Origin of the sequence: Haloarcula vallismortis ATCC 29715, from assembly GCF_000337775.1 — an archaeon.
GTDB classification, from domain to species: domain Archaea; phylum Halobacteriota; class Halobacteria; order Halobacteriales; family Haloarculaceae; genus Haloarcula; species Haloarcula vallismortis.
Genome location: NZ_AOLQ01000042.1, coordinates 223489 through 249523 on the forward strand (window position 1 = coordinate 223489; position 26035 = coordinate 249523).

The following is a 26035-nucleotide window of genomic DNA, read 5'->3' on the forward strand; positions in this document are numbered from 1 at the left end:
ACCCAGTGGCTACGACCCATTGCCTGGCTCTGCCGCGGCGTCCCGGTACCGCCGGAACACTCGCAAAGCCGCCCGACCCTCGTCCGCCAGCCCACTCACTTCGTGTTCGGCCTGTTCGACCGCCGCTTCGAGCCGCCCGACGCCGAACGTCTCGACGAAAGCAACCGCTTCGTCTAAATCGTCGGTCGCTTGGGTCGCTCGCTCGATGACCGTCCGGTAGCCAGCGTCGCCGCCCGTATCGTGGGCCTTCATCCGGCCCGAACTACTGCCGTCTTGCCGGACAGCTACTCGGGCCGTCTCTCCTCTGTCGTCGCTGTTTTGTCCCTCTCCGTCAGCGAGGGCCGCGAGTGCTGCTTTCACCTGATCGCTATCGGCCATAGAACGGCGTGGCCGCGGCATCCGGTATAATTGTTCGCTGGCTCCGGGGCAGGTACTGACACCTTGGAGGCAGTCACTCAATCGAGCTGATCGAAGATGCGTACCTGTTATGGTGGTGGTTGGTTCGATAAAACTAACCGCCCGGCGACGGTGCTAGCCGACAAAGAGGCGCTATACCGTCACTATGATGCCGCTGTGCGAACTCCGCTCCGACGACACGGCACTCTCGGCAGTCACAGTCGTCGCGCTGCTGATTCTGGCAACCCTACTCATCGCCGTCATCCTCGCGCTGTTCATCCTCGGCGGGTGAGGCAGGCGAGTACTTTCTGGTAGCAACCGATACGCTTCCCGAAACACCCCGTCCGAGCGTTCAAATACCAGCACGGGACCAGCGCCGAGCATGACAGATATCGAGACGCTGGCCGAGCGGCTCCGTACGGTCGAACGCGCGGTCACGGACGGAACGACAGAGTTCCCGGATGTGACGGAACTCGCTGAGCTGGAGAACCGCGTGGACACCGTCGAGCAGCGTGTCGACGACATTGACGAGCGGACGACAGAGCTCGAAGCCGCTACACAGGCTCTCCGCGGGTACGTGGGGAACGTCCGTACGGTCAACGAAGATATCGAGCAACGCGCCGACGCGGCGCTGGCGGCAACTGACCGGCTGGAAGATCGGCTCGACGCAACACTGTCGTCGCCATCGGTATCTGGCCCACAGGCGGCGGGGAGTGATCAGCATCGAACTGGGCGAGCACAGGCCGCTCCACGTTCGCCGGACACCGTCCACGCAGACTCCAGCTCCGCGACCGATTTCTCAGCCATCACTGAGGGCAGCGACCACGACAACGACGAGACACCAGACCTAGGCGTTGTCGGGCGTATCCGCGCGTTGCTGTGATATACCGGCTGGTCCTCGCTGTCGCGGTCATGACCGCACTCGTCGGTGCAACAGCGCCAGCGCTGTCGACAGCCCGAGCAGACGCGGCCAACGGCACGATGGAGCGTCAGGTGGACGCGCTGCGGACCGAGCTGACGAGGTTGGTCGAGGCCGATGCGGCGACGGCGAACGGCGACGCACAGCGAGTAGTGACGATACGAATCCCCGGACAGACCTACACGAGCGCTGGCGTCGGCCGGCTACAGTTCGCGGCGCGGGCCGGTGTTGGCGTCGCAACTTGGACAGTCGAGTCCCGGAAACAGACCGAGCGGCTGGTCGGCATCCCGATCCGAACGACGGCGTCGACCGACCGGCTCGACGAACCCGGCACACATCGACTCGCGTTCGTACTGACGCGGTCGGACGGCCAGCGGATGCTGCGAGTCCATCGGTTTAAGTCCGAAGCCGGAGCGAGGGAGAGCCATGCGTGAGTGGCTCTTCGGGTCATCGACATCGTCTGGCTGTTGCTGTGACACGGCCATCGAGGGTGGGCGGCTGGTGGTGCTGGCGGATGAGTGTCCCGGCGGCGGCGACCTCGCCGCGTCGGCTGACTGCCGGGCGACAGTCGTCGATTCGCTCTCATCGACCGGTGTCGATACCGTCGTCACGGAGCAAGCGGGACAGGAGCGGGTGTACGCCGAGCGAGCGGCGGCAGTGCTCACTGCAGCTGGCCGGTTCGCCACCAGAGTCACATCGCTGGACGACCGCCTCGCAGACCGTGCCCGCCGTGACCCTGTTGCTGCCGCGGAGGAGGCAATCGGCCGATCAGGACCTATCGCTGATCTTGCGGCGGAAACCGGGTTGGCTGTCGCCACCGAAGGCTTTGACACCAGCGAACAGGCGCTTCCTGCCTACACCGGACCAACGATTAGCGACGCCCGTGTCGGAGCAGCGCCGCCGGCGGATGCGGCTCTCCGGGACCAGCAAGCGCTCTCGACAGAAGCCGTCGTTCGGCGATACGACACGCGCGGCGACCACCTCCCGATGTACCATATCGAGCCCCGCGAACAACGGTTCGACGCGGACACGATGGAGACGCTTGCCGAAGCGTACAGGCGAGTCGCGACCGCCGCCGCCGCCGACGGCGGCTGTCACCCGTACGACGCAGCCACCACGGTGGCCGGTGACAGTACGACGGCAACCGCTGTCGGTGCCGTACTGGAGAAACATACGGGCGGGCTCGGAATCTTGGAGGATATCTTTGCCGATCAACGGGTGTCCGACGTGTTCGCCACAGCCCCGGTGAGTGACACCCGGCTCCGACTGCGTTGTGACGGTGAAACCATGCGAACGAACGTCCGCCTGACGCCGGCGGGCGCGAACACGCTGGCATCGACGTTCAGGCGGGCGAGTGGTCGGGCATTCTCGCGAGCGAGCCCAACGCTCGATGCAACGGCGACGGTGGCTGACCGGCAGATTCGCGTTGCAGGTGTGAGTGAACCGGTCAGTGACGGCCTTGCCTTCGCCTTTCGCGCCCATGATAGCGACGTCTGGCGGCTGGCCGACTTCGTCGACAACGGGACGATGCCGGCCGCCGTCGCCGGACTGCTCTCCATCGCCGCGGAGCGCGGCGGGGCCTGCCTCGTCGCCGGCCCTCGCGGCGCTGGCAAGACGACGACACTCGGGGCGTTGCTCTGGGAACTCCCGCACGAGGTCCGGACGATACTCATCGAGGACACGCCCGAACTTCCGGCGTCCTCGTTGCGGTCCGACGGACGAGACGTGCAGGCGCTTCGGACCGCCAGCGGGGACGGGCCATCAGTCGATGCGACAGCGGCGCTGCGGACTGCACTCCGGCTCGGCGAGGGCGCACTCGTCGTTGGAGAGGTCCGCGGCGAGGAGGCCGGTGTGCTCTACGAGGCGATGCGTGTCGGTGGCGGCGATGGGGCCGTTCTCGGGACGATTCACGGCAACGGTCCCGAAGCAGTTCGGGAACGGCTGGTGTCGGACCTCGGCGTCCCGGTGCAGTCATTCGCCGCGACGGACCTCGTGGTAACGCTGGCTCCGCCCGCGTCGGCGCACGGCCGTGGTATCGCATCTGTCGCGGAAATCGTCTCTCACGGCGAGGAAATCTCTTTCGAGATGCTCTACAAGCGCGACGGGTCGACAGCGACGGCTACCGGTCGCCTGAAGCGGGGCAGTAGCCGTCTGGTGGAGTCCCTCGCCGCGCCGGGCGAGTCCTACACAGAGCTACTTGACGCTATCGAGGCGCGAACCGAGCGATTTGAGGAGTCAGTGGCTGTCGAGGCGCGTGGGAACGAACCGGACACAGACGAGGGCCAGCCGTGAGCCACGTCCGCAGTTCAGACGACTGCTGTGACGACGCGAACACGGAATCAGCTGCCCCGCTCACAGCCGCGCTCGTTGGGTCCTGCCCAATCACTGTCGAGGTACCGGCCGACTACCAGCGAGCGTGTCGGCTGCTCTCGGTTTCGGCTCCACCTGCGACACTGCTGACAGCGAGCTACGCCGTTGCGGTGTGTGGCTCCCTGCTTGCACTGCTCGTTGCTGTGCTAGTGACCGGCCCGATGGTGACGACTGTCAGCCTCGGATTCCTTGCCCTGTCTTTGGGTGTCGCGGCGCTGGGGCGGTACGGCGTCCCCTTCGCGGCGGAAGCAAAGCGTATCCGAACGCTGGGGGCCGCGCCCTCGCTTGTCACGACGCTGGTGCTCGGCGCGACGCTATGGCCAAGCGCTGAGCGGGCGGCGGCGTTCGCCGGACGGACCGGAAACGGCCTCCTCGCGACACGGCTGGAACACCATCGGCAGCGAGCCGCAGGCACGCCGCGAAGCGGTCTGGCGACGTTCGCGACAGCCTGGCGTGACCGGTTCCCGGCGCTCGAACGCGCAGTCGGGCTGGTCGAAAACGCGACAGCGGCCCCAGTCGAGGAGCGGTCCGAGATCCTCGAACGCGCACGGCGATGCATCCTCGACGGGACGCGCGACGAGATGGCAGCCTTCGCGGCCTCGATTCGCGGTCCGGCGACCGCGCTGTACGCGTTCGGTGTCCTCCTGCCGCTGGCGATGGCGTCGCTGTTGCCCGCCGCCGCTGCCGCGGGTGTGCCAGTGACTGCCCCTGCGCTGGTCGGGACATACGGCATCGTCATGCCCGGCGCACTGGTCGTCGCCTGTTGCTGGCTCCTGGGCCGGCGACCGGTCGCGTTCCCGCCGGCGACAATCCCGCGAAGCCACCCGGACGTGCCGGCGTCGCCACTCCCGTCAGCTGTGGTCGGCATCGCCGCCGGAATCGGTGGGTGGCTCCTTGCCGGCGCGCTCGTAGCTTCGTGGGCGTCCCCCATCGGCGCACTCGGGGCCGGCGTCGGGAGTGCGCTCGTCAGCTACTACCGACCTATCGCCGGAGTCCGCGACCACGTCACCGACATCGAGTCGGGCCTCCCCGACGTGCTGTCGGCCGTCGGTCGACGGCTGGACCGCGGTCAGTCGGTCGAAGCGGCGCTTATCGAGGCTGTCGACGAGACTCCCGAACCGACAAGCACCGTCATCGAAGCCGCTGCCGCGCGTCAGGAACGCCTTGGGACCAGCATCAAGGGAGCGTTTCTGGGCCCCGGCGGGGCGCTCGCTGCCGTTCCGAGCCACCGTACTCGACGGGCTGCGATACTGCTGGACACGGCCGCGACAATCGGACCGCCAGCGGGGGAGTCCGTGACGACGATGGGTGAGCATCTGGAATCGCTCCGGGCCATCGAGCGCGAGACGCGTCGTGACCTCTCGCAGATAACCGAGACGCTGTCGAACACCGCTGCGCTGTTCGGTCCGCTTATCGGCGGTGCGACTGTCGCGTTGGCCGGCTCGATGGGCGGCGGCGAGCAGTTCGCCACCGTTCCGAGTGCACTGCTGGGACCGGTCATCGGCTGGTACGTTCTCGTTCTGGCTGTGTTGCTGACGACGGTATCGACAGGCCTGCATCGGGGCCTCGACCGCGCACTTGTCGGCTACCGAACCGGCCTGACACTCCTGTCGGCTTCGGCCACCTTCCTCGTCGCCGTCGTCGCTACCGGGCTGCTGGTCTAAGTGTTTAAATTGGAGAACGCGGCCAGGCCGATCCATGTTCGAAACCCACGTCGATACGCTGTATCTCTGGATCGGGCTGGGAACAGTGAGCGTGGCCGTCCTTGGCGTCGCCATCGGCCTCCCGACGACCGCACCGCCGGACGCGACAGCGGCGGCCGCGACTATCGACGAGGTCACGACCAGCCCGCCCGGGTCCGTCGCACATCGACGACTCGTCGCCGAAGAGTGGGCATTCGATGGCCGCGAAATCCGTCTCCGCAACGGCGGCGGGACGGCCGCCGCACGACTGATTCGAACGGCTGTCCCGGCGCGGACCGACCGACTACAGACTGTCGTGGACGGTGAGCGGCCGAAGGCCGTGTACGAATCGCCGGGCGCGTTCCGTCTAGATACCCGTCAGGCCCGGACCGCTAACGACAGGTGGCGACCGGCTCCGGACCGGATGACTGTCAGGCACGTCGCTTGGGGAGGGACCGATGTCACCATCGTCGGATAGGGCGACGACGGAACCGCTCGCCGCCCTCGTCGCTGTCTTCGCCATCACGCTTGGCGTGTCGCTGTATGCCGGCGTAGTAGACGAAGCGTTCGGCACACTTGACGATGCTCGCAACATCGCCACGCCGACCGCCGATACCGTGGAACAGCGGCTTTCGTCGGCCGGCGTTGTTCGGCCCGAGCGAGTCGACAACGCGCTCGATGCGGTTCCGGCAAACTACCACGGGAACGTGACCATCACCGCGACGACCGGCGAACGATGGGGCGGTGGCCGGGAACCACCGAGCAATGCCGACACCGAAACCAGAACGGTGAGCGTGCGAGTCGGGCCGGGGGCAGTCCGTCGCGGGACGCTCACTGTGCGAGTGTGGCGATGACCCGAGCGATGAGTGCCGTCGCCGATGTGACGGTGTTTCTCCTACTCGTCGGTGTGGCTGCAGGGACGCTTGCAAGTGGCGTCGGAGTCGAGAAGCCGGCGACGACAAACCCTGCGGCCGAGCAAGCGTCGACGCTAGCGACGGAAACCGCAAGCGTCGAGTACGATCTGGTCGTCCCAGCGTCAGATCGCCGCAAGCCACCGGGCCATACTACGCGGCGACAACGAACGAGTCACGGGACCGTCGCGGAACTACTCGGTGAGGCAGCGATGAGTGGCGTCGCTGTGGACGGGAAGCGGGTGTCGCGCGCCGGCACTGACTTCGAGTCACAAACCGCTGCGGCGACGCGTGACAGACTCCACAGCCCTGGGCATCGAACGTCTGTCCGCGTTACCTGGGAACCTTATCCCAGTGCGCCGGTCAGCGGCGAGTACCGCATCGGCGACCGGCCGCCGGATACTGTTGACGTTCGAGCGGCAACAGTGACCGTCCCAAGTGGGATGGCAAACGTCTCCGAGCCAGCCCGTGAAGCAGCGAAGACAAGCGGGTACGACGGTGTGGCAACGGTCGTGGCTCGGAGTGTCGTCGACGGGCTGTTCCCGCCGACACGGTCGCAGTACGCGCTCCGTGGCGACTACCCATCGGATGTACTGATGGCCGTGCGATACGAGCAAATGGCCGATCTGACAGGGACGAGCGTTGTCATTGAACGACAGTCGACAGTCGAGATGAACCGTGACCTGACCGCAGCGCTTGCCGCCCGGCTTCGGTCTGATCTTCGGTCCCGGTACGATTCGCCGGCGGACGCCGCCCGCGCCGTTCGGGTGAGCCGCGTCCGCGTAACTGTCAGGACGTGGTCACCGTGAAAGACGACACCCGCGGCCGGGTCCCGTTCGCGTTGCTCGGCGTTCTCCTGCTGGTGAGCAGCCTCACGCTGGCCCCGACGTTCGTTACCGAGCCAGCCCCGAGTGAGACGGCCGTCGAACGGGCGCTGGATCAGGCCACGGCGGAAACCCAGGTGGCTGTTCGGGACGGCGTCTCGACGGCCGGTCCGCAGGCAGCGGCAAACCCGGTCGTCACGCCGGCCGACACACCCACCGGCCGGGTCCTGAACAACTCGACGGCGTTCCGGGATTCGCTCAGAATCCGCGCCTATCTCCGGGTCGCGGACCGACTGGAGCGCGTCTCCGGCCGAAGCGGTGACGTGACCGTGACCGCAAAGCTACCAGCGGTCACGAACGCGAGCGATCTCCGAGCAGCGAAACACCGCGTTTCGGTCGAACGCGCCGGACCGAACAAGACCGCGATGCGGGCGACGGTCGAGAATATCGTTCTGACGGTCCGACGAAACGGCGAGGTCGTCTCGACGCGGCGTGTTTCGCCGACCGTCGTCGTCCCGACGCAGGCGCTCATGCTCCACGAGCAGGTGTCGACATACCAGACGCGGCTGAACAACGGTCTGGACAAGCCAGGGCTGAGCCAGCGAATGACAGCCCGGCTGTACCCGATGGCGTGGGCGAGAGGCTACGCACAATACGGCGGCGCAGGCATCGAAAATGTCGTTGCGAACCGACACGTCTCGCTGGCGACAAACGGTGCATTGCTCGGCGTCCAGCGGTCGACCTTCGGGCGGAGCGACCCAGCTGGCCGCCGTGCCCTGACAGAGGCGACAGCGATGACGGGAATCGAGGACGTGATTCGGGGTAGCCAGGGGACGGCGCTCTCGACTGAAGTACTCAAACAGGCCGAGTACAGGCCGGTCAGCGAAACGCCGCCGCGCCCGAAGTCCACGGCCAGTCCGAGCCCCGCGGATTCGATGACCGTCGGCGTCAACGAGACGGCCGACACCGCGTTCCGATCCGTCACCGAGCCGTCAGCGCTCAACGAGACGCTCGAAGACGCATACACCGTCGAGGTAGCGCTGGAAGTCGACAAGCGCCGACTGGGTGGAGGGCCGCCGGAGACGCCGCCGTCGCCGGGCACCGAGTGGACACTGGTCGCCGACCGGACGACCACCGATACAGAGTCCGTTGGGACCGCCAGCGGCAGTGTTGCGACACCGGACGGCTGGCACACCCTCGAAACGTTCGGCCGGACTGTCGAGCGCCAGTACACGCGGACCGCCGTCTGGCAGAACGGGTCAGTACGTCAGCGCACGACGACCTCAAGCACCGCGCGCTATCGCGTGGCCGTCGCTGTCGTCGGCCGCCATCACGGCCGTTCACCGGCACCGAACCGCTCGATTCGGACCGCACACGACGCCAGCGCAAGTCCGCTGACCGGGTCGAATCTCGCCGACGTGGAACCGAAAGCGATGGACACGCTCGTCGGCCACACCGGGGGTCGGGACGAAGTGGCGGAGCGAGTCGTCGACGGTAGCCTGAGTCGGACGGCGGCGACGGTGACGGCCGACCGACCGCCAGAACTGCACGACTGGGTGTATCAAGACCTGATGGACCTGCGGGCGTCAGTCCGCAACACGACCGTCACCGTCGAACGCGGACGCGTCGGGACCTTCGAGACGAATCCCCCGCAGGAACTCCGGGCACGGGTCGCACAACGCCGTGACACTCTAGCAGCCGTGCCGGGCACCTACGACAGCGCGGCCCAGAAGGCACGGGTCGCGGCCCGGCTGACCTATCTGAATGCGGTGTCGGCGGAGTTGGACAGGCAGGCCACAGCGCGGGACAGTAACCGGAAGCGAGTCGACGCACAGCTATCGGAACGCACCGACGGGTCGCTGCGTGCCCTCCGGAAAGGATTAACCGCGCGTGAGACGCCCGTTCCACGGTCACGCCCGATGCCAGTCGGTCCGGCCGGCCCCGTCAGAACACGGGTCGATACGCAGACGCCATATCTGACGCTGGCCGAACTGGACGAGAGCCGGTATCGCGCGCTGGAGGGGAGCGAGCATCCGCTAGTGGCGCGGAACGCGAACGTGTTCACAGTCCCCTACGGCGACGCTGCCGATGCCGTCGTTGGCGGTGCGTTCGAGAGCGGTGACAGGGTACGCCTCGCAACGGCAGCGAGCGCACTCGCGGCCGCGAACGAAACCCTCGAAGACGAGTCGAACGCTACGCTCGCTTCGGAACGCGACGCACTCCAGCAGGAGGTTGCGGCGGCTAACAGGGAACTGACGACCACGCTCTGGCTGGCAGTCTCCCAGCACACTGCGGCTGACCAGGACGAGAGCAAGGCCATTGTCACTGAAGCGCTGTCGCCATGGGACACATCGGCGGCCCGGGCACTGGCACTGACCAACGGCTCAGCGCAGGAACGGGTCGCCCGCGTCGCTGGTGCCCGACTGAACCTCACGCGGGTCGAACGCGACCGACTCCGACTGCGGCTGCTTTCGGTCGACACGCCAGCGACCAGACCGACGCTGGGGTCGACGAACGGGACGGCCTCGGCGGTGCGGTCCGTCGCGAAAGACGAACTGAGCAGCGCCCTGGCGAACGCCGGCGAACAAAAGGCCCAGCAGCTCGCCAAAAAACGGCTCGGGACAGACAGGCTCCCGGCGGGCCTCCCGCTGGCACCGCCAGTCACCACCTGGTACGCGACGGCGAACATCTGGTGGGTGACTGTCGAGGGCGAGTACGCCAGATTTGCCGTCTCTGCGAGCCACGGCTCGCCGAGCGAGCCAGGCGCACGGACCACCTATGCGCGTGACGGACACAACGTCACGCTCGATGTTGACGACGACGGAGCGGCCGAGCGATTGGGTACTGCTGACCGTGTCTCGTTCCGAGCCGATACAGGTGTTGTCGTCGTCGTGCCACCCAAACCTCGCGGAGTCGGTGACAAGGACGGAACGGCTGTGGAGGAATCGAGCGGCTGGCCCGACGCGGGCAGCTGACGCCGGGACACATAACCGAAATAAAATACCCCGGGACCGTACCGATGCCCATGCTTCGAGGCGAGTTTCCGGACGCGGGCGAGCAGTCCCACGAGGAGTTACTGGCGGCCTACGGCACCGTGCTGGCCGAGACAGTCGAGACAGTCGGCGTCGAGGGCGTCGTCGACGCAACGGGGCTCGACCGGGCGACGGTAACAGCGTTCGCCGACGCTGATATCGCCGACCGGACGCTCGACGAGGCGGTGGCCGTACTGGCGACCGGACCGAACCGGCCGGACGCCGACGCACTGCAGGCCGAAGCGCAGGACATCCTCCTGATGGGGATGACGACGGCTGTGATGGACGTAGAGTCGCTGGCCTCAGGTATCGACGACGAACTGGAACCCAAAGAGATTCAACAGAAAATCGAAGGCCGCTACCCCGTGACACTGGCCGAGTACGCCCTCCTGCACAGCTACATCGAGGGTGAAAAGCGGTGACGGAACGCGTCGCCATCCTCGGCTGTGGCTACGTCGGCCTCGAACTCGGGCGACAACTGCGGGACGACCACGAGGTCGTGGGCGTTCGCCGGTCCGACGACGGTATCGAAGCCATCGAGGACGCCGGTTTCGAGGCGGTTCAGGCCGACGTGACCGACGCCGAATCGCTGTCTGCGGTGCCGGACGCCGACTGGCTCGTCTTCGCCGCGAGTTCTGGCGGCAGAGGGGCCGAGGCTGCCCGCGAGGTGTACGTCGAGGGGCTCCGGACGGCTATCGACCACTTCTGGTCGCGGGCCGACCCGCCCGAGCGACTGGTGTACACCTCCAGTACCGGCGTATACGGCGACCACGATGGCGCGTGGGTCGACGAGGAGACGCCGCTTGACCCACAGACCGAAAAGACCGAAGTGCTGGCCGAGGCAGAGCGGATTGCCCGCGAGCGTCCCGTAGAGCACGGCGGCCACGGTGCAGTTGCTCGCTTCGCGGGCCTGTACGGCCCGGACCGCTACCGACTGGAGCGGTATCTGGAAGGGCCGGTGACGGCCGGCTATCTGAACATGGTCCATCGGGCCGACGCGGCCGGCGCTGTGTACCACCTGCTGACGGAGAACCACCGCGACGAGGTGGTGCTGGTCGTCGACAACGAACCCGTCGAGAAGTGGGCGTTTGCCGACTGGCTGGCCGAACAATGTGACGTTCCGTTCCCGCCGAAACAGACGACAGAGGAACGACTCGCCGACGACAGCCTCTCGGAGACGGCGAAGCGACGTATCCAGACCAGCAAGCGATGCTCAAATGACCGCCTCCGGAACCTGGGGTACGAGTTCGAGTACCCGACCTTCCGGGAGGGGTATCGCGACGCCGTCCGAGAATACCGGCAAAATTAGCTGTAACGGGGGCGAACTTTATTACTGATAGGCTGGCGAACAGCGTGATATGACACGCGTTGCCGCTGGCGGACTGCAGGTCGACGCCGCCGCGGCGTTTGCTAGCGAGAACCCACTGCTGGTCGCTGGTGTCGTTGTGGCCCTTCTCGCCCTCCTCGGTGCCGGCGTCTGGTTGCGTCGGTATCTCAGCCGAACGCCCGGCGAACGACTGCATCGGATGCTGACCGACTACGACCGGATTGCGGTGTTGATGCACCCGAACCCGGACCCGGACGCGATGGCCTCTGCCCTGGCCGTCAACCAACTCGTCGCCGGCACTGATACGTCCGCGTCGTTGCTGTACCCCGGGGAGATACGTCGCCCAGAGAACCGGGCCTTCCAGACGGTGCTTGACCTGGACTTTGATCACATTGAAACGGTCAACGACATCAACGGGGAGGCGGTCGTCCTCGTCGACCACAACACGGCACGCGGCTTCCCCGGTGCCGAGGAGGTCGAGCCCGTCGCCGTTATCGACCATCATCCCGGCAACGGAAGCGGGACCGAGTTCACCGACATCCGGTCCGACTATGGGGCCTGTGCGACCATCTTCGCGAGTTACTTCAATCAGTTAGAGTTCGAGTTCAGCGACACCGGAGAGAGTATCGATATCGACGCAGCACCGGCAGAAACCATCCCCTGTGCGCTGGCAACGGGGCTGATGTACGGTATCCAGTCAGATACGCGGTCGCTGACAAACGGGTGCGAGTCCGAGGACTTCGCGGCCGCTGCGTTCCTCTACGATGGGATGGACAGCGACCTGCTCAACCGTATTGCGAACCCGCAGGTCGACGCGGAAGTACTCGACGTGAAGTCTCGAGCTATCGGGGAACGAGAGGTGCGAGCGCCCTACGCGTTCAGCGACGTGGGCGAGGTGTCGAACACGGACGCGATTCCACAGGCCGCGGACGAACTGGAGACGCTGGAAGGCGTCTCGGCCGTCGTCGTCGTCGGCGAAAAGAAAGGAACCATGCGTATCGCCGGGCGCTCCCGGGACGACCGCGTCCACATCGGCCGAGCGATAGAGGCCGTCGTCGACGATATTCCGATGGCCGAGGGCGGCGGCCACGCTCGGATGGGCGGCGGCAAGGTCCCGGTCGAGCACATGGCCGGCCTCGGCCCCAGTAACGGCGTTTCCCGGGAAGACTTCCGCGAGCGGGTGTTCGACGCGATGAGTGGCGAACTGTAGGAGGCGTCGTCCCGTGGAACACAGTGAATCTCTGTCCTTTTGTCACTGCCCGACCAACAGACGGTATGGCTACACGGGAGGCGACCTGGGCGTACCGGGACGACCACGACGAGTTCGCGCGCACGTTCTACCGGCGGTTCGGCGACGGCGTCGTCTCCAGCATCGGCATCGGCACGTATCTGGGCGACCCGACCGACGAGCGGGACGCGAGCTACCACGACGCGATCGTCACGGCGCTGGAATCCGGCATCAACGTCGTCGACACAGCGATAAACTACCGCCACCAGCGCTCCGAGCGGGTCGTCGGTGACGCCGTCGCAGACGCTGAGGTAGACAGAGAGGCAATCGCTGTTGCGACGAAAGGCGGCTTCGTCCCGTTCGACGGGGAGCGCCCGGCTGACCCCGGCGCGTTCGTCCGGTCGGAATACCTCGACACCGGCATCGTCGACCGCGACGACCTCGTCGCGGGCCAGCACTGCATCGCGCCCGACTACATCGACGACCAGCTCGACCGCTCGCTGGCGAATCTGGGGCTGGACACCATCGACCTCTACTACGTCCACAATCCGGAGACGCAGCTGCAATCCAACTCCCGCGAGGCGGTGTACGACCAGCTTGAGGCGACCTTCGAAAAACTGGAGGAGCGCGCCGCAGCCGGCGACATCAAGCACTACGGCGTCGCGACGTGGGAGGCGTTCCGCGTGGCCGCCGACCACGACAGCTATCTCTCGCTGCCCGAAGTCGTCGAGCGCGCTCGCGCGGCGGCCGAGACGGTCGGCAACGCGGCGACACACCTCCGCGCGATTCAGCTGCCGTTCAACGTCTCGATGGCCGACGCGTTCACCGTCGCGGCCCACGACGGCGCGGAGGGGCCGCAGTCGGCGCTGTGGTTCGCCCACGAGGCCGGGCTGGACGTGTTCACCAGCGCCTCGATAATGCAGGGACAGTTAGCTGGGGAGGTTCCGGACGACGTAGCGGCGAAGCTCTCGGGGGAGACGAGCGCACAGCGCGCTATCAACTTCGCGCGTAGCGCGCCCGGCGTCACCTGCTCGCTGGTCGGGACGGGGTCGGTCGAACACGCCCGGGAGAACGTCGATGCGGGCCGATACGAACCGCTCGGCGCGGACGCGTTCGACGCGGTCTTCGAGTAGCTAGCTGAGCTCCTTCCACTTGCCGTCGCACTCTGGGCAGACGCGCACTTTCCCGACCTCGTCCGGGTCGTTCTCCGTCGCGAGCGGCTCGTCACAGCTGGTACAGGAGAGCCGTCCGTAGTTGTCTTTCTCGACATCGCCGGCCCGGAGGGCCTTCCTCACTGAGTCCATACCTGCCAGTGTGCTACCCGCGTGTAAAAACCCCGTGGCGGCGTTCCGGAACGTTGTTCAGGTGCTCCGACGTACCGCCGGTCGTGTCTCGTCGCCGCGTCTTCGGCTCACTGTTAGGGATGGTGTTCTGTATCAACCTCGCCAGAGTCGTCTTTGCCCCGCTTATCGAGCCGATCCGGGCGACGACAGGGGCGTCCGATGCGACACTCGGACTGCTCGCAACGATGGTCTGGGCCGGGAGCGCCCTCCCGCGGCTCCCCACCGGCGTCCTGCTGACCCGGATATCGCGGGCGAAGGTCATCTTCGGCTCCGGCGTCGTGTTGACCGTCGGAACGACGTTCACCGCCCTCGCGTTTGACCCGACACTGTTGCTCGTCGGGGCGTTCACGATGGGGCTTGCAAGCGGCGTCTACCTGACCGCGGCAAACACGCTGGTCAGTGAGCTGTTTCCGGAGCGACCCGGTCGCGCGCTCGGGCAACACGGCGTCGCCGCCCAGCTCGCTGCTGTCGGTGCGCCAGCCTTGATCTCGTTCGTGCTCATCGTCGGGACGTGGCGGACCGCGCTGCAGGGGATCGCCGTCGCCGCGGGGCTGGTAACTGTCGCTTTCACGCTCGTCGCGAGACGCTCCTCACTGCCCGACGCCGGAAGCGACGACCGCGACCTCCTCGGCGCGGCGCGTGCCCAGTGGCACATCATCGTCACCAGCGTCGCTACCATCGGCGTCGCAGGGCTGGTCTGGAACGGGCTGTTCAACTTCTACGTCACCTACGCCACGAGCGTCGGACTCACGCCCGGACGAGGACGGACGCTGCTGTTGCTCGCGTTCGGAGCCGGGGTGCCGGCCTTCTACGTCAGCGGTCGTCTGGCCGACCGGCTCCCGTCGATTCCGTACCTTCTGACGATGCTTGCGGCCTTTACCGGCTGCGTGCTGGTGCTCCCGTCGCTGACCGGGTTCTGGTCGCTAGCCGTCTTCAGCGTCGTGGTCGGCTATGTCATCCACAGCATCTTCCCGGCGGTGGACGCGTACCTGCTCGGCTCGCTCCCTGACCGCCACCGCGCGAGTGCGTACGCCACCTACGGCGCGGGGATGATGCTGCTGCAGGCACCCGGAAGCGCGCTCGTCGGGAGGCTGCTCGACGCCGGCGTCACGTTTCCGACACTGCTTCGGGGCATGGGAATCGCGTTGCTCGTCGTCCTCGTGGCGATGGTGTCGCTGCACCGCAACGGCCGACTGCCGAGCGCTGCCCGAGCCTAAAGGCTGAAGCCGCTCGGTGCCGCGTGGCCTGTATGGACCTGCAACCGGACGAGCTGGCCGGCGTCGTCGACCTCTTTGGTTCGCTCACCAGCGCGGAGCTCGTCGACGCCTGCGGCGAACTCGCGTTCAAGCAGGGCGTCGACGCCGACCCGGACGCAGTAGCCGGGGCCATCGATAGCGCTGTCGACTCGTATCACCTCGTCGCCGTCGACGACCACGCCGTAGACACCGACGAGACGCTGCTCGTCGTCGGCCCGGTCGCGTTCCCGGCCCTGCCTGACGGCGCGGCCGACCTTCCCCATATCATGGACGTGCCGGCCCGCGACCTTGCGCGCGATGCGGTCATCGAGGCCGTCAAGTCGCGCTTCCGAGAGGACGCGGTGATGGCCGTCAAGAACGGCGACGAGGACCGCGTCGAGACACTGCTTGACGTGAGCTACGACATCGAAGCGTGGGAAAGCGTCGAGATGGACGGCCTCCGCGACCGCCTCGACGACGTGTGAGCCCGGCACCCCTATACCACACGATTAAATCAGATATTTCGATGGCGTGAGCCACCCGAATTAAGACAGTCGGTCACCTACCACATGTTATGCAGTTCGACCGGGTCGCGGCCCACGAGCCAGTCGTCGTGGACGATGAGCCACAGGAGGCGGCCGTCATCGCCCCGGTTGTCACGCGACCCGAGGGCGAGGCGATACTGTTCACGAAGCGCGCTGACCACCTCTCGGACCACCCCGGCCAGATGTCGTTCCCCGGCGGCGGCCGCGAACCCGAAGACGAGGACCTGCTTCGGACGGCGCTCCGAGAGGCAAACGAGGAGATCGGGCTCGATCCGCTGGCGGTCAACGTCGTCGGTCGGCTGGATGACATCAGAACTATCACGCGCTACTCCGTGCGCCCGTTCGTTGGGCGAATCCCGGACCGCGACTACCTGCCCTCGGACGAAGAGGTCGCGGAGATAGTCTCTCTGCCGGTGTCGGAACTGATCGACCTCGACAACTACGAGTCAGAGCACCGGGACCACCCCCACTACGGAGAGATTCGCCTCCATTTCTTCTACGTCGACGGCTACACCGTCTGGGGCGCGACAGCGCGGATGCTCGTCCAGTTGCTCGAACTTGCGACCGACTGGCGGATGCCGCCCGAGCCGGACCGGTACATGGAACCCGACGACGACTTGCCACCGAGCGTGCGCGACGAAGCTGAGTGAAGCAGGGCCCGCCGTGGCGGGGTTGAGAGCGACAGGATTTTGCAGCCCCGAGACGTTGACCGCGTACTGGATGACCACGCTTACCGGTGCGACACTGGCGGCCGCCGGCATCGACGCGGTGGCGCTCAAGCCGACGGAAGTGGACGTGTCGCAGGCAACGGCCCTCGACGTTGAGACGCTTGCAATCGATTACGAGGGAGCGGCCCACGTCCCGGAGACGGACACTATCGAGCGACTGCTGTCGACCGCCGACGTGCGCGTCACCACGCCAGTCCGAGCTGACGGCTTCGACCCGCTGGGCGACGACAGCGGGTTCGACGCGCTGCCGGCGGGTACAGGACGTGTTCTGGTTGCCGGCCACAGCGCATATCTCTCAACGGATGAGGCTGAGCGGGCCGTCGCACCGCGGCTTCGGGCGGCCGTCGACGACGCCAGCGATCCATGGGTCGGCACCGAGGGCATCGAGCGCCTCGCACTGGCGGTCGGCGGAACGCAGTACGAACTCCTCTCACGGACGACGGCGCGCGACGTTCGGACACTCCGGACAGCCGGCTTCGACGGTTCGATTGCCGTTTACGCCCCGCTGGTGCTCTCGAACAGCGAGGACGCGATGCTCGACGCTGTCGGCGACTACGCGGCCCGGCGCGGCCCGGTTCGGAACGCACTGCCCGAGGGCGCGCCGACGGACAGCCGAGCCACGGGGCGAGCCAGGGACGTACTCACACAGGCTATCCGCGACTACGCGCTCGTCGGCTCCGTCGAGACGGTCGCCGAGCGAACCGAGCGGCTCCGCGACATCGGCGTCGACACGATTGTCGGCTATCCGGCGCGTGGGCTCGACCCCTTCCTGTAGATGAACGTCGCTGTCGTCGGCGGCGGGGCCGTCGGCCTCTCGACCGCGACAGCGCTGGCCCGCCGCGGCGCATCGGTGACGGTATTTGAGCGTGACACTCTCGGGAGCGGCGCGAGCGGCCGGGCGGCCGGGCTCTGTTACGACGCCTTCGCCGACGACGTGGACGCCGCCGTCGCCACGCATGCCCTCGCTCGTTACCGGGATATGGACCTGTTCGAGCCACAGCCCTACGTCTGGGTCGCACGCGACGAGAGCGACGCCACGGCCGTCCGCGAGCAGATTTCGGGGATGCAGCGAAACGGCGTCGCGGTCGAGGCGCTCACACCGGCGGCACTCGGCGACCGCTACCCCGCACTCTGTATCAGCAGCATCGAAGTGGCCGGCCTCGCCCGCGACGCCGGCGTGCTCGACCCGGACGAGGTGGTGGCGACGCTCGCCGAACAGGCCCGGGCGGACGGTGCGACCGTCGAGACGGAAACTCCGGTCTCGCTCGCGTCGCCAACGACCGTCGAAACGCCGAGTGAGGCGCGGGCGTTTGACGCGGTGGTCGTCGCGGCTGGCCCACAGACGAAGCCGCTCGTTGCCGACATCGGAGTCTCGCTTGCGCTGAAGGCCTACCGCGCACAGGCGCTCGTCACCGGACCGGTCGACGCCGAACTGCCGTCGTTCTACGATGCCACGCGGGAGTTCTACTGGCGACCGAAGGACGATGCGTTGCTGGTCGGCAACGGCGCACACGAGGTTGACCCGGCGGACTGGAACCCGGATGCTGACGCCGAATTCGTCACCCGGAGCCTCGACCGTGTCGAGCAAACATCGGCGCTGACGCCGGCCTGTGACAGAGCCTGGGCCGGCCTGTGTACGGCGACGCCCGACGGCGCGCCGCTTGCCGGACCGGTCGCCGACGGGCTCTGGGTCGCGACCGGCTGGCAGGGCCATGGGCTCATGCGCGCGCCGGCAATGGGTGACTATCTCGCGGCGGCAGTGCTTGACCGCCCGAATCCGCTCTCCGAGCATCTCCCCGACCGGGTCGACCCGACGCGGTTCGACGGCTCCGAGACGTTCGCCGCGCTAGAGGACCCGACGCGTGACTGGGTACAGTAAATGCGCTGTGAGAAAGTGTATACGCTCCGCTCAGGCGTCGTCTTCGCCTTCGTCAGCAGAGTCGGTCACGTCTTCGATATCGGCCGTTTCACTGTCCGAACTCGCTTCGTGTCCTTCGTCCGCCTCGCCGTCGTCTGTCTCGACGCCAACGTCAGTCACGTCGTCCTCGTCGTGGTCCGTGTCTGCCTTCGGGACGCGGACGTGAAGCGTGCCGTTGCTCTTGAGCGTGGCCTGTGCCGTCTCCGGGTCGACAGCGGCATCGCTCGGAAGGGTGACACTCCCGTCGAGCGCGAGTCCGCGGCCGGGGTAGCGCATCTCGAAGCCCTCGTAGAAGTCACGGAAGCGGTCGATCCGAACCTCCACGCGGTCGTCGACGTACCGGACCTGAATGTCCGATGCGGTCGTGCCGGGCGCGTCGAAGACGACGAGGTAGGCGTCGTCCGACTCCAGCAGGTCCGAAGCCAGCGGCTTGTTCTCCTGCACCCGACCGGCAGCCCGACCGATGTTCTCGAATATCGCGTCGCTGATAGAGGAGCCGATGTCCCGCATCATAGTTCCACTTCGTCAAGGCAGTCTGTCCCGCCACAGTACGGGCAGGAGAACGCCGCGAGTTCGACATCGTCCGGCATATCGTACGTGTAGTGCATCTCGAACATGTCGAGTTCACAGCTGTCGTCCGTGCAGACGACCTCCATAGTGGCTGGCATACTATTTCGTTGGTCCGTCGGGGACAAACCCCTTACGGACGGGGCCGGGGTTACCACCTCCTGTCAGTCCCAACATTGATGCCGTCACCGGCGTACTCGGGTGTATGAGTGAACGCGTCCTCGGGGCGGATTTCAGCGGTGCAGCGGCCGCTGGCGACGCGCTCTGGGTCACCGAGGCGATACCGACGGACGACGGGCTGAAAGTTCAGCGGTGCTACCGAGGGACGGACGAGTGGGGCCGCGACCGTGAAGCGGCCCACGCCGGCCTCGTCGACCGCATTACCGACGACGGTGTCGGCACGGTCGGCCTGGATTTCCCGTTTAGCCTGCCCCAAGCCCTGCTGGACGCGCAATGTGGCGGCACCTGGTCGGGCTTCGTCGACTGGCTCGCGAGCGGGAGCGGCCCGACCGACCCGGGGTCGCTCTCCGAGGCGTGCCGACACACCGCGGAAATGGCGACTGGAAGCCGTGACCTTCGCCGGGAGACGGACTTCCGCCGTGGAGCGCTGTGTCCCTACACGAACCGGACGCGCAGCATGACTTTCTACGGCGTCCGTGATGTACTCGGGGAGCTGCGAGCCGACGACGGGACAGCCGTCGTGCCGATGCAGGGCTGGGACGCCGATACGCTGGTCGCAGAAGTGTACCCTGCCGCGACGTTCGGCTGGCTGGGCTGTTACCGTGAAGGATACAAGAACGTCGACGACCCCCGGCAGCGACGAGAGGCGAATATCGCGGCGGTCGAAGCCTGTAGCGTCACGGTCGGCGACCACCGCGACACGTACCTCGGGAACCACGACGCGCTGGACTCACTGGCCGCTGTCGTCTCGGCGGGTCGGCTGGCTGACAGTGCCAGACCGCCCGCAGCAGGCCCAGAGGGCGAAGGCTGTATCTACGTCTGAGGACGCAGTGATGTCACTGTCTTCGGGCTGAAGCCCGGCATATATCAGTTTCCGGACCAACTAGCGTCTATGCCTGACGATCAGGGCGGCTTCGAGGGCGTCCGCGAGAACGTCGACGGCCACCCGATGGTCAATCTTATCGGCTACGCTACGTCCTACTGGTTGCGGCTGTTCGTCGGTATTCTGGCGGCGTTCTGTACCCGGTTCGCCCGCCTCGTGCCGCCGATAATCGTCGCTGCAGCCATTGACCGCGTCGTTCTCAGCAGTGGCGAGCCGGGACTGCTAACGGATGCCGGCCTGTTGCCGCCCGGCCAAATCACGGGCGAAGCCGCCCGTATCGCCTTCCTCCAGCGGCTGGTCGCTATCGCGGCTATCGCCTACCTTCTGCGGTCGGCGACGCGCTTTGCCTCCAGATATCTGCTCCAGTCGAGTGCCCAGAAGATACAGCGGGACCTCCGGAACGACACCTACGACCACTTGCAACACCTCTCGCTGTCCTTCTTTGCGAACCACCAGACCGGCGGGATGATGTCGATACTCAACAGCGACATCAACCGGTTGGAATCGTTCCTCAACACGGAGTTCCGCCAGATGATTCGGGTGGTGGCGACCGTCGGCGGAATCGCGATCATCCTCTACCGGTACTCTCCGAAGCTGGCGCTCATCGCGCTCGGCCCGGTGCCACTCATCGGCATCGCCAGCGGCTTCTTCCTCACCTGGATTGAGCCGAGATACCGCTCCATCCGCCAGACAGTGTCCCGGCTCAACACCCGGTTAGAGAACAACCTCAGCGGCGCGCCAGTCATCAAGGCGTTCGACCGCTACGACTTCGAGCGCAAGCGGGTGACCGACCAGAGCCAGGAGTATCACGACCAGAAGGTGGCCGCCCTGCGCATCCGGCGGGCCTTCTTCGCCGGCCTGCGACTGCTTACTGGTATTGCGTTTGTCCTGATTCTGTACGTCGCCGGGATGGACTTCATCACGAATCCAGAGAGCGAAGCGGCGCTGTCGACTGGGGCGTTTGCCCTGTTCTTCCTGTATATCCGCCGGCTGTACTCGCCGATGCGCCGAATCGGGCGGTCAGCGAACAAGTACCAGCTCGCCAAATCCAGCGCCGAGCGCGTGTTCGGGCTGCTGGGTCAGGACCCCGAAGTCACCGACCCCGAGGACCCGTACACACCCGACAGCATCGACGGGTCGGTCGAGTTCGACGACGTGACCTTCGGTTACGGCGACGAGCCGCCGGTGGTCCGTAATGTCTCGCTTGATGTCCCTGACGGAGCGACAATCGGCCTCGCCGGGGCGACGGGGGCCGGCAAATCGACCTTGCTGAAACTGGTGCCGCGATTCCACGACGTGGACGACGGCGCGGTCAGCGTCGACGGCGTTGACGTACGCGAGTACGGCCTCCAGAGTCTCAGAAGCGAAATCGCCATCGTGGAGCAGCAGCCGTACCTGTTTTCCGGGACGGTCGCCGAGAACATCGCCTACGGGGACCGACAAGTCCTCGACGCCGAGCAGTCGGACGACGAGGTACAGGAGCGTGACTGGGAAACCGCACGTGACCGCGTCCGCAACGCGGCGGAAGCCGCACAGGCTCACGAATTCATTCAGGACCTGCCGGATGGGTACGACACGCAGATCGGCGAGCGCGGCATCAAGCTCTCCGGTGGCCAGCGCCAGCGGGTCGCCATCGCCCGCGCCCTGCTGAACGATCCCGAAATCATCATCTTCGACGAGGCGACCAGCGATGTGGACACAGAGACGGAGGACCGAATTCAGGAGAGCATCGAACAACTGGTCGCGGACCGCACCGCCTTCGTTATCGCCCACCGCCTCTCGACGATTCGGGACGCGGACCGCATCGTCGTGATGGACGAGGGTGAAATCGTCGAACGCGGTAGCCACACCGACCTGCTCGCGGCCGACGGCGATTACGCCGCTCTCTGGCACGCCCAGGCCGACGACCGAGCGGTCAGCGCCGACGACTGAGGCTGCTGCCATCTGCGTGGTTCTGAGAGGAAATTAATTCCAGTGGCACGACCAGCTACGCTGCCTCGAAGTAGTTGCTGCCGAGAGATATCTGAGTCCTACATTCGAGCCCGCTGATAGCAGCCAGCGTGTCCGCCAAGTGGGTGCACGCAGCACCGCTCTGTGTCTGTTGTATCGGTGTTTGGTAACGGTAGCCCTGAAAGTGACACTGTCACATATGCGCTACAGAGATATTATCGCTCTTTTTAATACATATGAGTTATTAGGCAGGAGCAGACGTGACATCACTCACTCTCGAACCGCTGACGTACGAGGACATTCCGGCGAAGCGCCGGCCTGGCATACTCCAGGCGCTGGTCCCCGTACTCGGTGTCGTCCTGTTCCTCGGCATCGGATCTGGATATCTGAAGCTGGCCCCACACGGGCCCCTGCTCTGGAGCATCGTGCTGACTGGCGCAGTCGGGAAATACTGGCTCGGTTACTCGTGGAACGACCTCTATGAGGGGCTCGCGGACAGTCTGCTAATGGGCTTACAGGCCATCCTTATTCTGTTCGTCATCTACGGCCTCATCGCGACGTGGGTGAGCGCGGGCACCATTCCCGGGCTGATGTACTACGGACTCTCGGTGCTGACGCCGGACGTGTTCCTGCCGGCGACAGCGCTGCTTGCGATGGTCGTCGCGTTCTCCATCGGGTCGTCGTGGACGACGGCCGGCACGCTCGGCGTGGCCTTCATCGGCATCGGCTCCGGTCTCGGTGTGCCGACACCGATGACTGCCGGTGCCATCCTCTCGGGTGCCTACGCGGGCGACAAACAGTCTCCCCTCTCGGACACGACGAACCTCGCGGCCGCCGTGACGAACACCGACCTCTACGACCACATCCGGGCGATGCGCAACGGGACCGTGCTGGCGTTTGGCCTCTCGGTCCTGCTTTATACTGCGCTGGGACTGCGTGCTGTCGGTGAAATCCCGGCCGGGCGTGTCGCCGAGATACAGGGCGCACTCGCCGGCAGCTACGACCTCTCGGTGCTGGTACTCATCCCGCTCGTTGTCACCTTCGGGCTGGCGCTGTACGGAATTCCGGCGCTCCCGACGTTAGTCGCCGGGGTCTTCGCTGGGACCTTCACGACCATCTTCGTCCAGGGCCGGTCGTTCACTGCTGCCTGGACCGTGTTTCTCGACGGAACATCTCCCGAGACGGGGACAGCGCTCGTGAACGACCTGCTGGCAAGCGGTGGCATCTCGGGGTCGGCCTGGACGATTGCCGTCGTCGTCGCGGCCCTCAGTCTCGGCGGCCTCCTCGAACGGACTGGGGTCCTCGCCGTGCTCGCACACCACCTCGCGACTGCTGTCCGTGGCCCACGTAGCCTCGTTGTCGGGACAGGCGTTTCCGCGATATTCGTCAACGCCTTCTCCGCCCAGCAGTACATGAGCATCGTCGTCCCCGGGCTCACCCTCCGAAATCTCTATGACGAGTACGGTCTGGCCAGCGACGACCTCTCACAGGCTATCGAATCCGCTGGCACCCCGACCGGTGCGCTCTTTCCATGGCACGCCGGGGCTGTCTACATGTCTGCAGTCTTCGGGGTCGGAACGCTTGCGTACGCCCCGTACTACTTCTTCGCGTTCCTCTCGCCGTTGATTCTGTTTGCGACAACGCTGTTCGGTGGACGGTTCGACGGGTCTGAGCAACCTGATTCGGCTGCGTCGTCCGCTGTCGCCGACGACTGAGTGCGATTCAGCGGCGACTTCGCACGCAGGCAGCACGCACATTAGGACCCCGGTCGTGTGTCAGCTATGGACACGGAACCGGCGGCGCTGGGCCGCATTCGAACCGTCGCGCACATTCTTGACGAGAGCATCCGCATACCCGGCACCAGGTTTCGAGTCGGTCTCGACCCGATACTCGGCTTGCTCCCGATTGCGGGCGACATCGCGATGGCGCTGTGCTCGCTGTACATTGTCGCCGAGGCCGTGCGGCTCGGCGTCCCGAAACGAACCGTGGTCCGACTGCTCGCGAACATTGCGGTGGACGCAATGCTCGGGAGCGTTCCGGTGGTCGGTGACCTCTTCGACGCCTACTGGAAGGCCAACGTCAGGAATGCCGAACTGGTCGCCGCGGCGGTCGCGGACGGGTAGTCGATCACCGCGCCCGTACTCAGTTGGGGAGCATCTCAACTGGAATTAAGTCGCCACAGGACGGCGCTGGCGTATCGCCCTACCCCGGGCTCCGCTCCGGGCCGGTGGCCACCGTTTGCGTCGCCGGGACTGCGCGCAAGCCATCAGTTCACTGGGATTTTTGTTGGTCGGAGCCTTTGTGAACCCATGACAGACGTGCCTCGGCTGCTGAGTACGCAGCACCCGGACAACGCCACACTCCCGTTCTTTACTGCGGGTGACGTCATCGAGGGCGAAGACGAAATTCAGGAGGCGTACTACGTCGCGTCACATCTCGGCTGTGACGAGCAGATGTGGGATTTCGAGGGCAAGGAGGGCGACGAATACGCCGTCAAGAAACTCCTCTCGCGGTACGACAACTTCTTCGCCGACACCCGGCTGGGAGCGGACTTCCGGCTGACCGTCCGCGGACCGAATCCGGACGTCGAGGCGTCGGAGGCGAAGGTTTTGCTCGAAATACTCGAGAGCATCCCGCGGTCGTTCGACGCTGCCAGCGTTTTCGCCGAGGAACACGGCATCGAGACGGTGCCACCGATTTACGAGGTCATCATCCCGATGGTGACAGACGCCGACCAGATCAACGCCGTCCACGAGTACTACACCACCCACGTCACCGGCAAGGCGGACGAAGTCGTGTGGGGCGACCGGACGATCAGCGACTGGGTCGGCGACTTCCGGCCGGACAGCGTCAACGTTATTCCCCTCATCGAACAGCGCGACGCCATGCTCCGGGCTGACGAGATCGTCCGCGAGTACGCAACCGCACAGGGGCTTGACAGCGTCCGGGTTTTTCTCGCTCGCTCGGACCCCGCGCTGAACTACGGGTCACTGGCTGCCGACCTCATCAATAAGATCGCCCTCCAGCGGTTATACCAGACTGCCGACGAGATTGACATCGACATCCATCCGATGCTTGGCAGCGGGTCGGCACCGTTTCGCGGAAACCTGACTCCCGACCGGGCGGGAGCAGTCGCGGAGGCGTACGCAGAGGTGGAGACGTTCACTATCCAGTCGGCCTTCAAATACGACTATCCGGTCGAGACGGTCCGCGACGGCCTGCGAACGCTGCAGGCAGCGGACCTCGGGTCGCCGCCCGCCACAATCGACGAGGAACGTGCCCTGTCGATTATCGACCGGACCGCTGACGCATACACCGCGCAGGTCGACGCCATAGCGAAACCGGTCAATCGACTGGCTGCTGCGGTCCCGGACCGTCGTGCGCGGAAGCTCCACGTTGGTCTGTTCGGCTACTCGCGAGAGGTCGGTGAGAACGCTCTCCCACGGGCGATTGGCTACACGGCGTCGCTGTACAGCGTCGGCTGTCCGCCAACGTTGCTCGGCGTCCACGCGCTGGATGCTGCTGACAAGACGTTCATCGAGGACGCCTTTCCCACCTTCTTCGACAACCTTCGCGACGCTGCACGCTACTACAACCCGCGGTGCACGGAGGTCCTCCCGCTGTCGGTGGACACGCTCGAAACCGCGACGGCGATGGTCGACATAGAGCCAAATCAAGAGCACCGTGCCGCGACCGATGCGGCAATCGATGCGTTCAAGCGTGGTGACGAGGACGCGCTCAGGACAGCAGTCCGACGCGGGGCCCGCGAGCGGCAGTTCCTGGGCTAACGCATCTCGGTCGGTAACCGCGCGAGAACCGGCGCGTGTTTCGAGTGTAGTGGGCCACCCCGTGTGTTCCGGTTGTCTGAATCGGCCGATGGGCGCTCGTGACTCGTATTTGTCAGGTTTGCGCATCTTTATTGCGCTTCCATGGCCATTCGGACAACTGGTGAGTCTGTCACCAGGCTAATACTTAAACCGTCTCATGCCATTAATTA

General features: G+C 65.9%; 27 protein-coding genes. 23 read left to right on the forward strand and 4 right to left on the reverse strand.

Annotation, left to right across the window (positions count from 1 at the left end; all coding sequences use genetic code 11):
• Positions 1-9: 9 nt before the first annotated feature.
• Positions 10-378, reverse strand: coding sequence for a hypothetical protein (locus C437_RS11725; RefSeq protein WP_004517174.1), 369 nt, complete (start codon positions 376-378; stop codon positions 10-12).
• A 184-nt stretch (positions 379-562) separates the two neighbouring features.
• Between C437_RS11725 and C437_RS21120 the strand changes: the two genes are divergently transcribed.
• The 13 genes from C437_RS21120 (at position 563) to C437_RS11785 (ending at position 13822) form a co-directional block, all read left to right on the forward strand.
• A complete protein-coding gene (locus C437_RS21120; protein WP_275040390.1) occupies positions 563-688 on the forward strand; it encodes a hypothetical protein in 126 nt (41 codons plus the stop codon).
• 90 nt (positions 689-778) lie between these two features.
• Positions 779-1279, forward strand: coding sequence for a DUF7310 family coiled-coil domain-containing protein (locus C437_RS11730; protein WP_004517175.1), 501 nt, complete (start codon positions 779-781; stop codon positions 1277-1279).
• Positions 1276-1749 (forward strand): DUF7311 family protein, encoded by a 474-nt coding sequence (locus tag C437_RS11735; protein WP_004517176.1) that lies wholly within the window; start codon positions 1276-1278, stop codon positions 1747-1749. Before C437_RS11730 ends, C437_RS11735 begins: the two co-directional genes overlap by 4 nt.
• Positions 1742-3607 carry an ATPase, T2SS/T4P/T4SS family gene (locus C437_RS11740; RefSeq protein WP_004517177.1) on the forward strand — a complete coding sequence of 622 codons (1866 nt, stop codon included), beginning with the start codon at positions 1742-1744 and terminating at the stop codon, positions 3605-3607. The genes C437_RS11735 and C437_RS11740 overlap by 8 nt, the downstream gene beginning before the upstream one ends.
• Positions 3604-5349 carry a type II secretion system F family protein gene (locus C437_RS11745; protein WP_004517178.1) on the forward strand — a complete coding sequence of 582 codons (1746 nt, stop codon included), beginning with the start codon at positions 3604-3606 and terminating at the stop codon, positions 5347-5349. The genes C437_RS11740 and C437_RS11745 overlap by 4 nt, the downstream gene beginning before the upstream one ends.
• Positions 5350-5383: 34 nt before the next feature.
• Positions 5384-5845 (forward strand): DUF7283 family protein, encoded by a 462-nt coding sequence (locus C437_RS11750; protein WP_004517179.1) that lies wholly within the window; start codon positions 5384-5386, stop codon positions 5843-5845.
• A complete protein-coding gene (locus C437_RS11755) occupies positions 5826-6221 on the forward strand; it encodes a DUF7285 family protein (RefSeq protein ID WP_004517180.1) in 396 nt (131 codons plus the stop codon). Before C437_RS11750 ends, C437_RS11755 begins: the two co-directional genes overlap by 20 nt.
• A gap of 8 nt (positions 6222-6229) precedes the next feature.
• Complete coding sequence (locus C437_RS11760) at positions 6230-7087, forward strand: DUF7284 family protein (RefSeq protein WP_049919747.1); 858 nt, start codon at positions 6230-6232, stop codon at positions 7085-7087.
• Entirely contained in the window at positions 7075-10077 is a 3003-nt protein-coding gene (locus C437_RS11765) for a DUF7286 family protein (RefSeq protein WP_004517182.1), read from the forward strand. The genes C437_RS11760 and C437_RS11765 overlap by 13 nt, the downstream gene beginning before the upstream one ends.
• 50 nt (positions 10078-10127) lie before the next feature.
• On the forward strand, positions 10128-10556 hold the full coding sequence (locus C437_RS11770) for a DUF5791 family protein (RefSeq protein ID WP_004517183.1): 429 nt from the start codon (positions 10128-10130) through the stop codon (positions 10554-10556).
• Complete coding sequence (locus C437_RS11775; RefSeq protein ID WP_004517184.1) at positions 10553-11443, forward strand: SDR family oxidoreductase; 891 nt, start codon at positions 10553-10555, stop codon at positions 11441-11443. Before C437_RS11770 ends, C437_RS11775 begins: the two co-directional genes overlap by 4 nt.
• A 49-nt stretch (positions 11444-11492) precedes the next feature.
• Positions 11493-12671 carry a DHH family phosphoesterase gene (locus C437_RS11780; RefSeq protein ID WP_004517185.1) on the forward strand — a complete coding sequence of 393 codons (1179 nt, stop codon included), beginning with the start codon at positions 11493-11495 and terminating at the stop codon, positions 12669-12671.
• 65 nt (positions 12672-12736) lie between these two features.
• Positions 12737-13822, forward strand: coding sequence for an aldo/keto reductase (locus tag C437_RS11785; protein WP_004517186.1), 1086 nt, complete (start codon positions 12737-12739; stop codon positions 13820-13822).
• Here the strand turns inward: C437_RS11785 and C437_RS20640 are convergent, their stop codons facing one another.
• A complete protein-coding gene (locus C437_RS20640; RefSeq protein WP_004517187.1) occupies positions 13823-13993 on the reverse strand; it encodes an HVO_0758 family zinc finger protein in 171 nt (56 codons plus the stop codon).
• Between the two features lie 119 nt (positions 13994-14112).
• Between C437_RS20640 and C437_RS11790 the strand changes: the two genes are divergently transcribed.
• The 5 genes from C437_RS11790 to C437_RS11810 all read left to right on the forward strand — a co-directional run bounded on the left by C437_RS11790 (position 14113) and on the right by C437_RS11810 (position 18419).
• Positions 14113-15249 carry an MFS transporter gene (locus C437_RS11790; protein WP_004517188.1) on the forward strand — a complete coding sequence of 379 codons (1137 nt, stop codon included), beginning with the start codon at positions 14113-14115 and terminating at the stop codon, positions 15247-15249.
• A 32-nt stretch (positions 15250-15281) separates the two neighbouring features.
• Positions 15282-15752, forward strand: a complete 471-nt coding sequence (locus C437_RS11795; RefSeq protein ID WP_004517189.1) for a DUF7109 family protein — start codon at positions 15282-15284, stop codon at positions 15750-15752.
• Positions 15753-15841: 89 nt separating this feature from the next.
• Positions 15842-16462 (forward strand): NUDIX hydrolase, encoded by a 621-nt coding sequence (locus C437_RS11800; RefSeq protein ID WP_004517190.1) that lies wholly within the window; start codon positions 15842-15844, stop codon positions 16460-16462.
• A 70-nt stretch (positions 16463-16532) separates the two neighbouring features.
• Positions 16533-17315, forward strand: a complete 783-nt coding sequence (locus C437_RS11805) for a DUF7388 family protein (RefSeq protein WP_004517191.1) — start codon at positions 16533-16535, stop codon at positions 17313-17315.
• On the forward strand, positions 17316-18419 hold the full coding sequence (locus C437_RS11810) for an NAD(P)/FAD-dependent oxidoreductase (RefSeq protein WP_004517192.1): 1104 nt from the start codon (positions 17316-17318) through the stop codon (positions 18417-18419).
• Positions 18420-18449: 30 nt separating this feature from the next.
• Here C437_RS11810 and C437_RS11815 read toward each other — a convergent pair whose 3' ends face one another.
• Both C437_RS11815 and C437_RS20645 read right to left on the reverse strand, forming a co-directional pair.
• Positions 18450-18971, reverse strand: coding sequence for an Hsp20/alpha crystallin family protein (locus C437_RS11815; protein WP_004517193.1), 522 nt, complete (start codon positions 18969-18971; stop codon positions 18450-18452).
• Positions 18968-19126, reverse strand: coding sequence for a DUF7559 family protein (locus C437_RS20645; protein WP_004517194.1), 159 nt, complete (start codon positions 19124-19126; stop codon positions 18968-18970). Before C437_RS20645 ends, C437_RS11815 begins: the two co-directional genes overlap by 4 nt.
• A 104-nt stretch (positions 19127-19230) precedes the next feature.
• Between C437_RS20645 and C437_RS11820 the strand changes: the two genes are divergently transcribed.
• The 5 genes from C437_RS11820 to ppcA all read left to right on the forward strand — a co-directional run bounded on the left by C437_RS11820 (position 19231) and on the right by ppcA (position 25826).
• A complete protein-coding gene (locus C437_RS11820) occupies positions 19231-20028 on the forward strand; it encodes a DUF429 domain-containing protein (protein WP_004517195.1) in 798 nt (265 codons plus the stop codon).
• Between the two features lie 69 nt (positions 20029-20097).
• Positions 20098-22020 carry an ABC transporter ATP-binding protein gene (locus C437_RS11825; protein WP_004517196.1) on the forward strand — a complete coding sequence of 641 codons (1923 nt, stop codon included), beginning with the start codon at positions 20098-20100 and terminating at the stop codon, positions 22018-22020.
• 278 nt (positions 22021-22298) lie between these two features.
• Positions 22299-23753: an arginine/ornithine antiporter ArcD gene (gene arcD / locus C437_RS11830; protein WP_004517197.1), complete on the forward strand. Its 1455-nt coding sequence runs from the start codon at positions 22299-22301 to the stop codon at positions 23751-23753.
• 66 nt (positions 23754-23819) lie between these two features.
• Positions 23820-24161 carry a DUF4112 domain-containing protein gene (locus tag C437_RS11835; protein ID WP_004517198.1) on the forward strand — a complete coding sequence of 114 codons (342 nt, stop codon included), beginning with the start codon at positions 23820-23822 and terminating at the stop codon, positions 24159-24161.
• A gap of 186 nt (positions 24162-24347) precedes the next feature.
• Positions 24348-25826 carry a phosphoenolpyruvate carboxylase gene (gene ppcA, locus C437_RS11840; RefSeq protein WP_004517199.1) on the forward strand — a complete coding sequence of 493 codons (1479 nt, stop codon included), beginning with the start codon at positions 24348-24350 and terminating at the stop codon, positions 25824-25826.
• Positions 25827-26035: the final 209 nt, after the last annotated feature.

Bases quoted from the DNA above. Each gene is read 5' to 3' on its own strand.
- C437_RS11725 (WP_004517174.1), bottom strand. From the start codon at position 378: ATGGCCGATAGCGATCAGGTGAAAGCAGCACTCGCGGCCCTCGCTGAC.
- C437_RS11785 (WP_004517186.1), top strand. From the start codon at position 12,737: ATGGCTACACGGGAGGCGACCTGGGCGTACCGGGACGACCACGACGAG.
- C437_RS11730 (WP_004517175.1), top strand. From the start codon at position 779: ATGACAGATATCGAGACGCTGGCCGAGCGGCTCCGTACGGTCGAACGC.
- C437_RS21120 (WP_275040390.1), top strand. From the start codon at position 563: ATGATGCCGCTGTGCGAACTCCGCTCCGACGACACGGCACTCTCGGCA.
- C437_RS11800 (WP_004517190.1), top strand. From the start codon at position 15,842: ATGCAGTTCGACCGGGTCGCGGCCCACGAGCCAGTCGTCGTGGACGAT.
- C437_RS11780 (WP_004517185.1), top strand. From the start codon at position 11,493: ATGACACGCGTTGCCGCTGGCGGACTGCAGGTCGACGCCGCCGCGGCG.
- C437_RS11805 (WP_004517191.1), top strand. From the start codon at position 16,533: ATGACCACGCTTACCGGTGCGACACTGGCGGCCGCCGGCATCGACGCG.
- C437_RS11755 (WP_004517180.1), top strand. From the start codon at position 5,826: ATGTCACCATCGTCGGATAGGGCGACGACGGAACCGCTCGCCGCCCTC.
- C437_RS11815 (WP_004517193.1), bottom strand. From the start codon at position 18,971: ATGATGCGGGACATCGGCTCCTCTATCAGCGACGCGATATTCGAGAAC.
- C437_RS11820 (WP_004517195.1), top strand. From the start codon at position 19,231: ATGAGTGAACGCGTCCTCGGGGCGGATTTCAGCGGTGCAGCGGCCGCT.
- C437_RS11740 (WP_004517177.1), top strand. From the start codon at position 1,742: ATGCGTGAGTGGCTCTTCGGGTCATCGACATCGTCTGGCTGTTGCTGT.
- C437_RS11795 (WP_004517189.1), top strand. From the start codon at position 15,282: ATGGACCTGCAACCGGACGAGCTGGCCGGCGTCGTCGACCTCTTTGGT.
- C437_RS20640 (WP_004517187.1), bottom strand. From the start codon at position 13,993: ATGGACTCAGTGAGGAAGGCCCTCCGGGCCGGCGATGTCGAGAAAGAC.
- C437_RS11760 (WP_049919747.1), top strand. From the start codon at position 6,230: ATGAGTGCCGTCGCCGATGTGACGGTGTTTCTCCTACTCGTCGGTGTG.
- C437_RS11790 (WP_004517188.1), top strand. From the start codon at position 14,113: ATGGTGTTCTGTATCAACCTCGCCAGAGTCGTCTTTGCCCCGCTTATC.
- C437_RS11810 (WP_004517192.1), top strand. From the start codon at position 17,316: ATGAACGTCGCTGTCGTCGGCGGCGGGGCCGTCGGCCTCTCGACCGCG.
- C437_RS11750 (WP_004517179.1), top strand. From the start codon at position 5,384: ATGTTCGAAACCCACGTCGATACGCTGTATCTCTGGATCGGGCTGGGA.
- ppcA (WP_004517199.1), top strand. From the start codon at position 24,348: ATGACAGACGTGCCTCGGCTGCTGAGTACGCAGCACCCGGACAACGCC.
- C437_RS11835 (WP_004517198.1), top strand. From the start codon at position 23,820: ATGGACACGGAACCGGCGGCGCTGGGCCGCATTCGAACCGTCGCGCAC.
- C437_RS11770 (WP_004517183.1), top strand. From the start codon at position 10,128: ATGCTTCGAGGCGAGTTTCCGGACGCGGGCGAGCAGTCCCACGAGGAG.
- C437_RS11825 (WP_004517196.1), top strand. From the start codon at position 20,098: ATGCCTGACGATCAGGGCGGCTTCGAGGGCGTCCGCGAGAACGTCGAC.
- C437_RS20645 (WP_004517194.1), bottom strand. From the start codon at position 19,126: ATGCCAGCCACTATGGAGGTCGTCTGCACGGACGACAGCTGTGAACTC.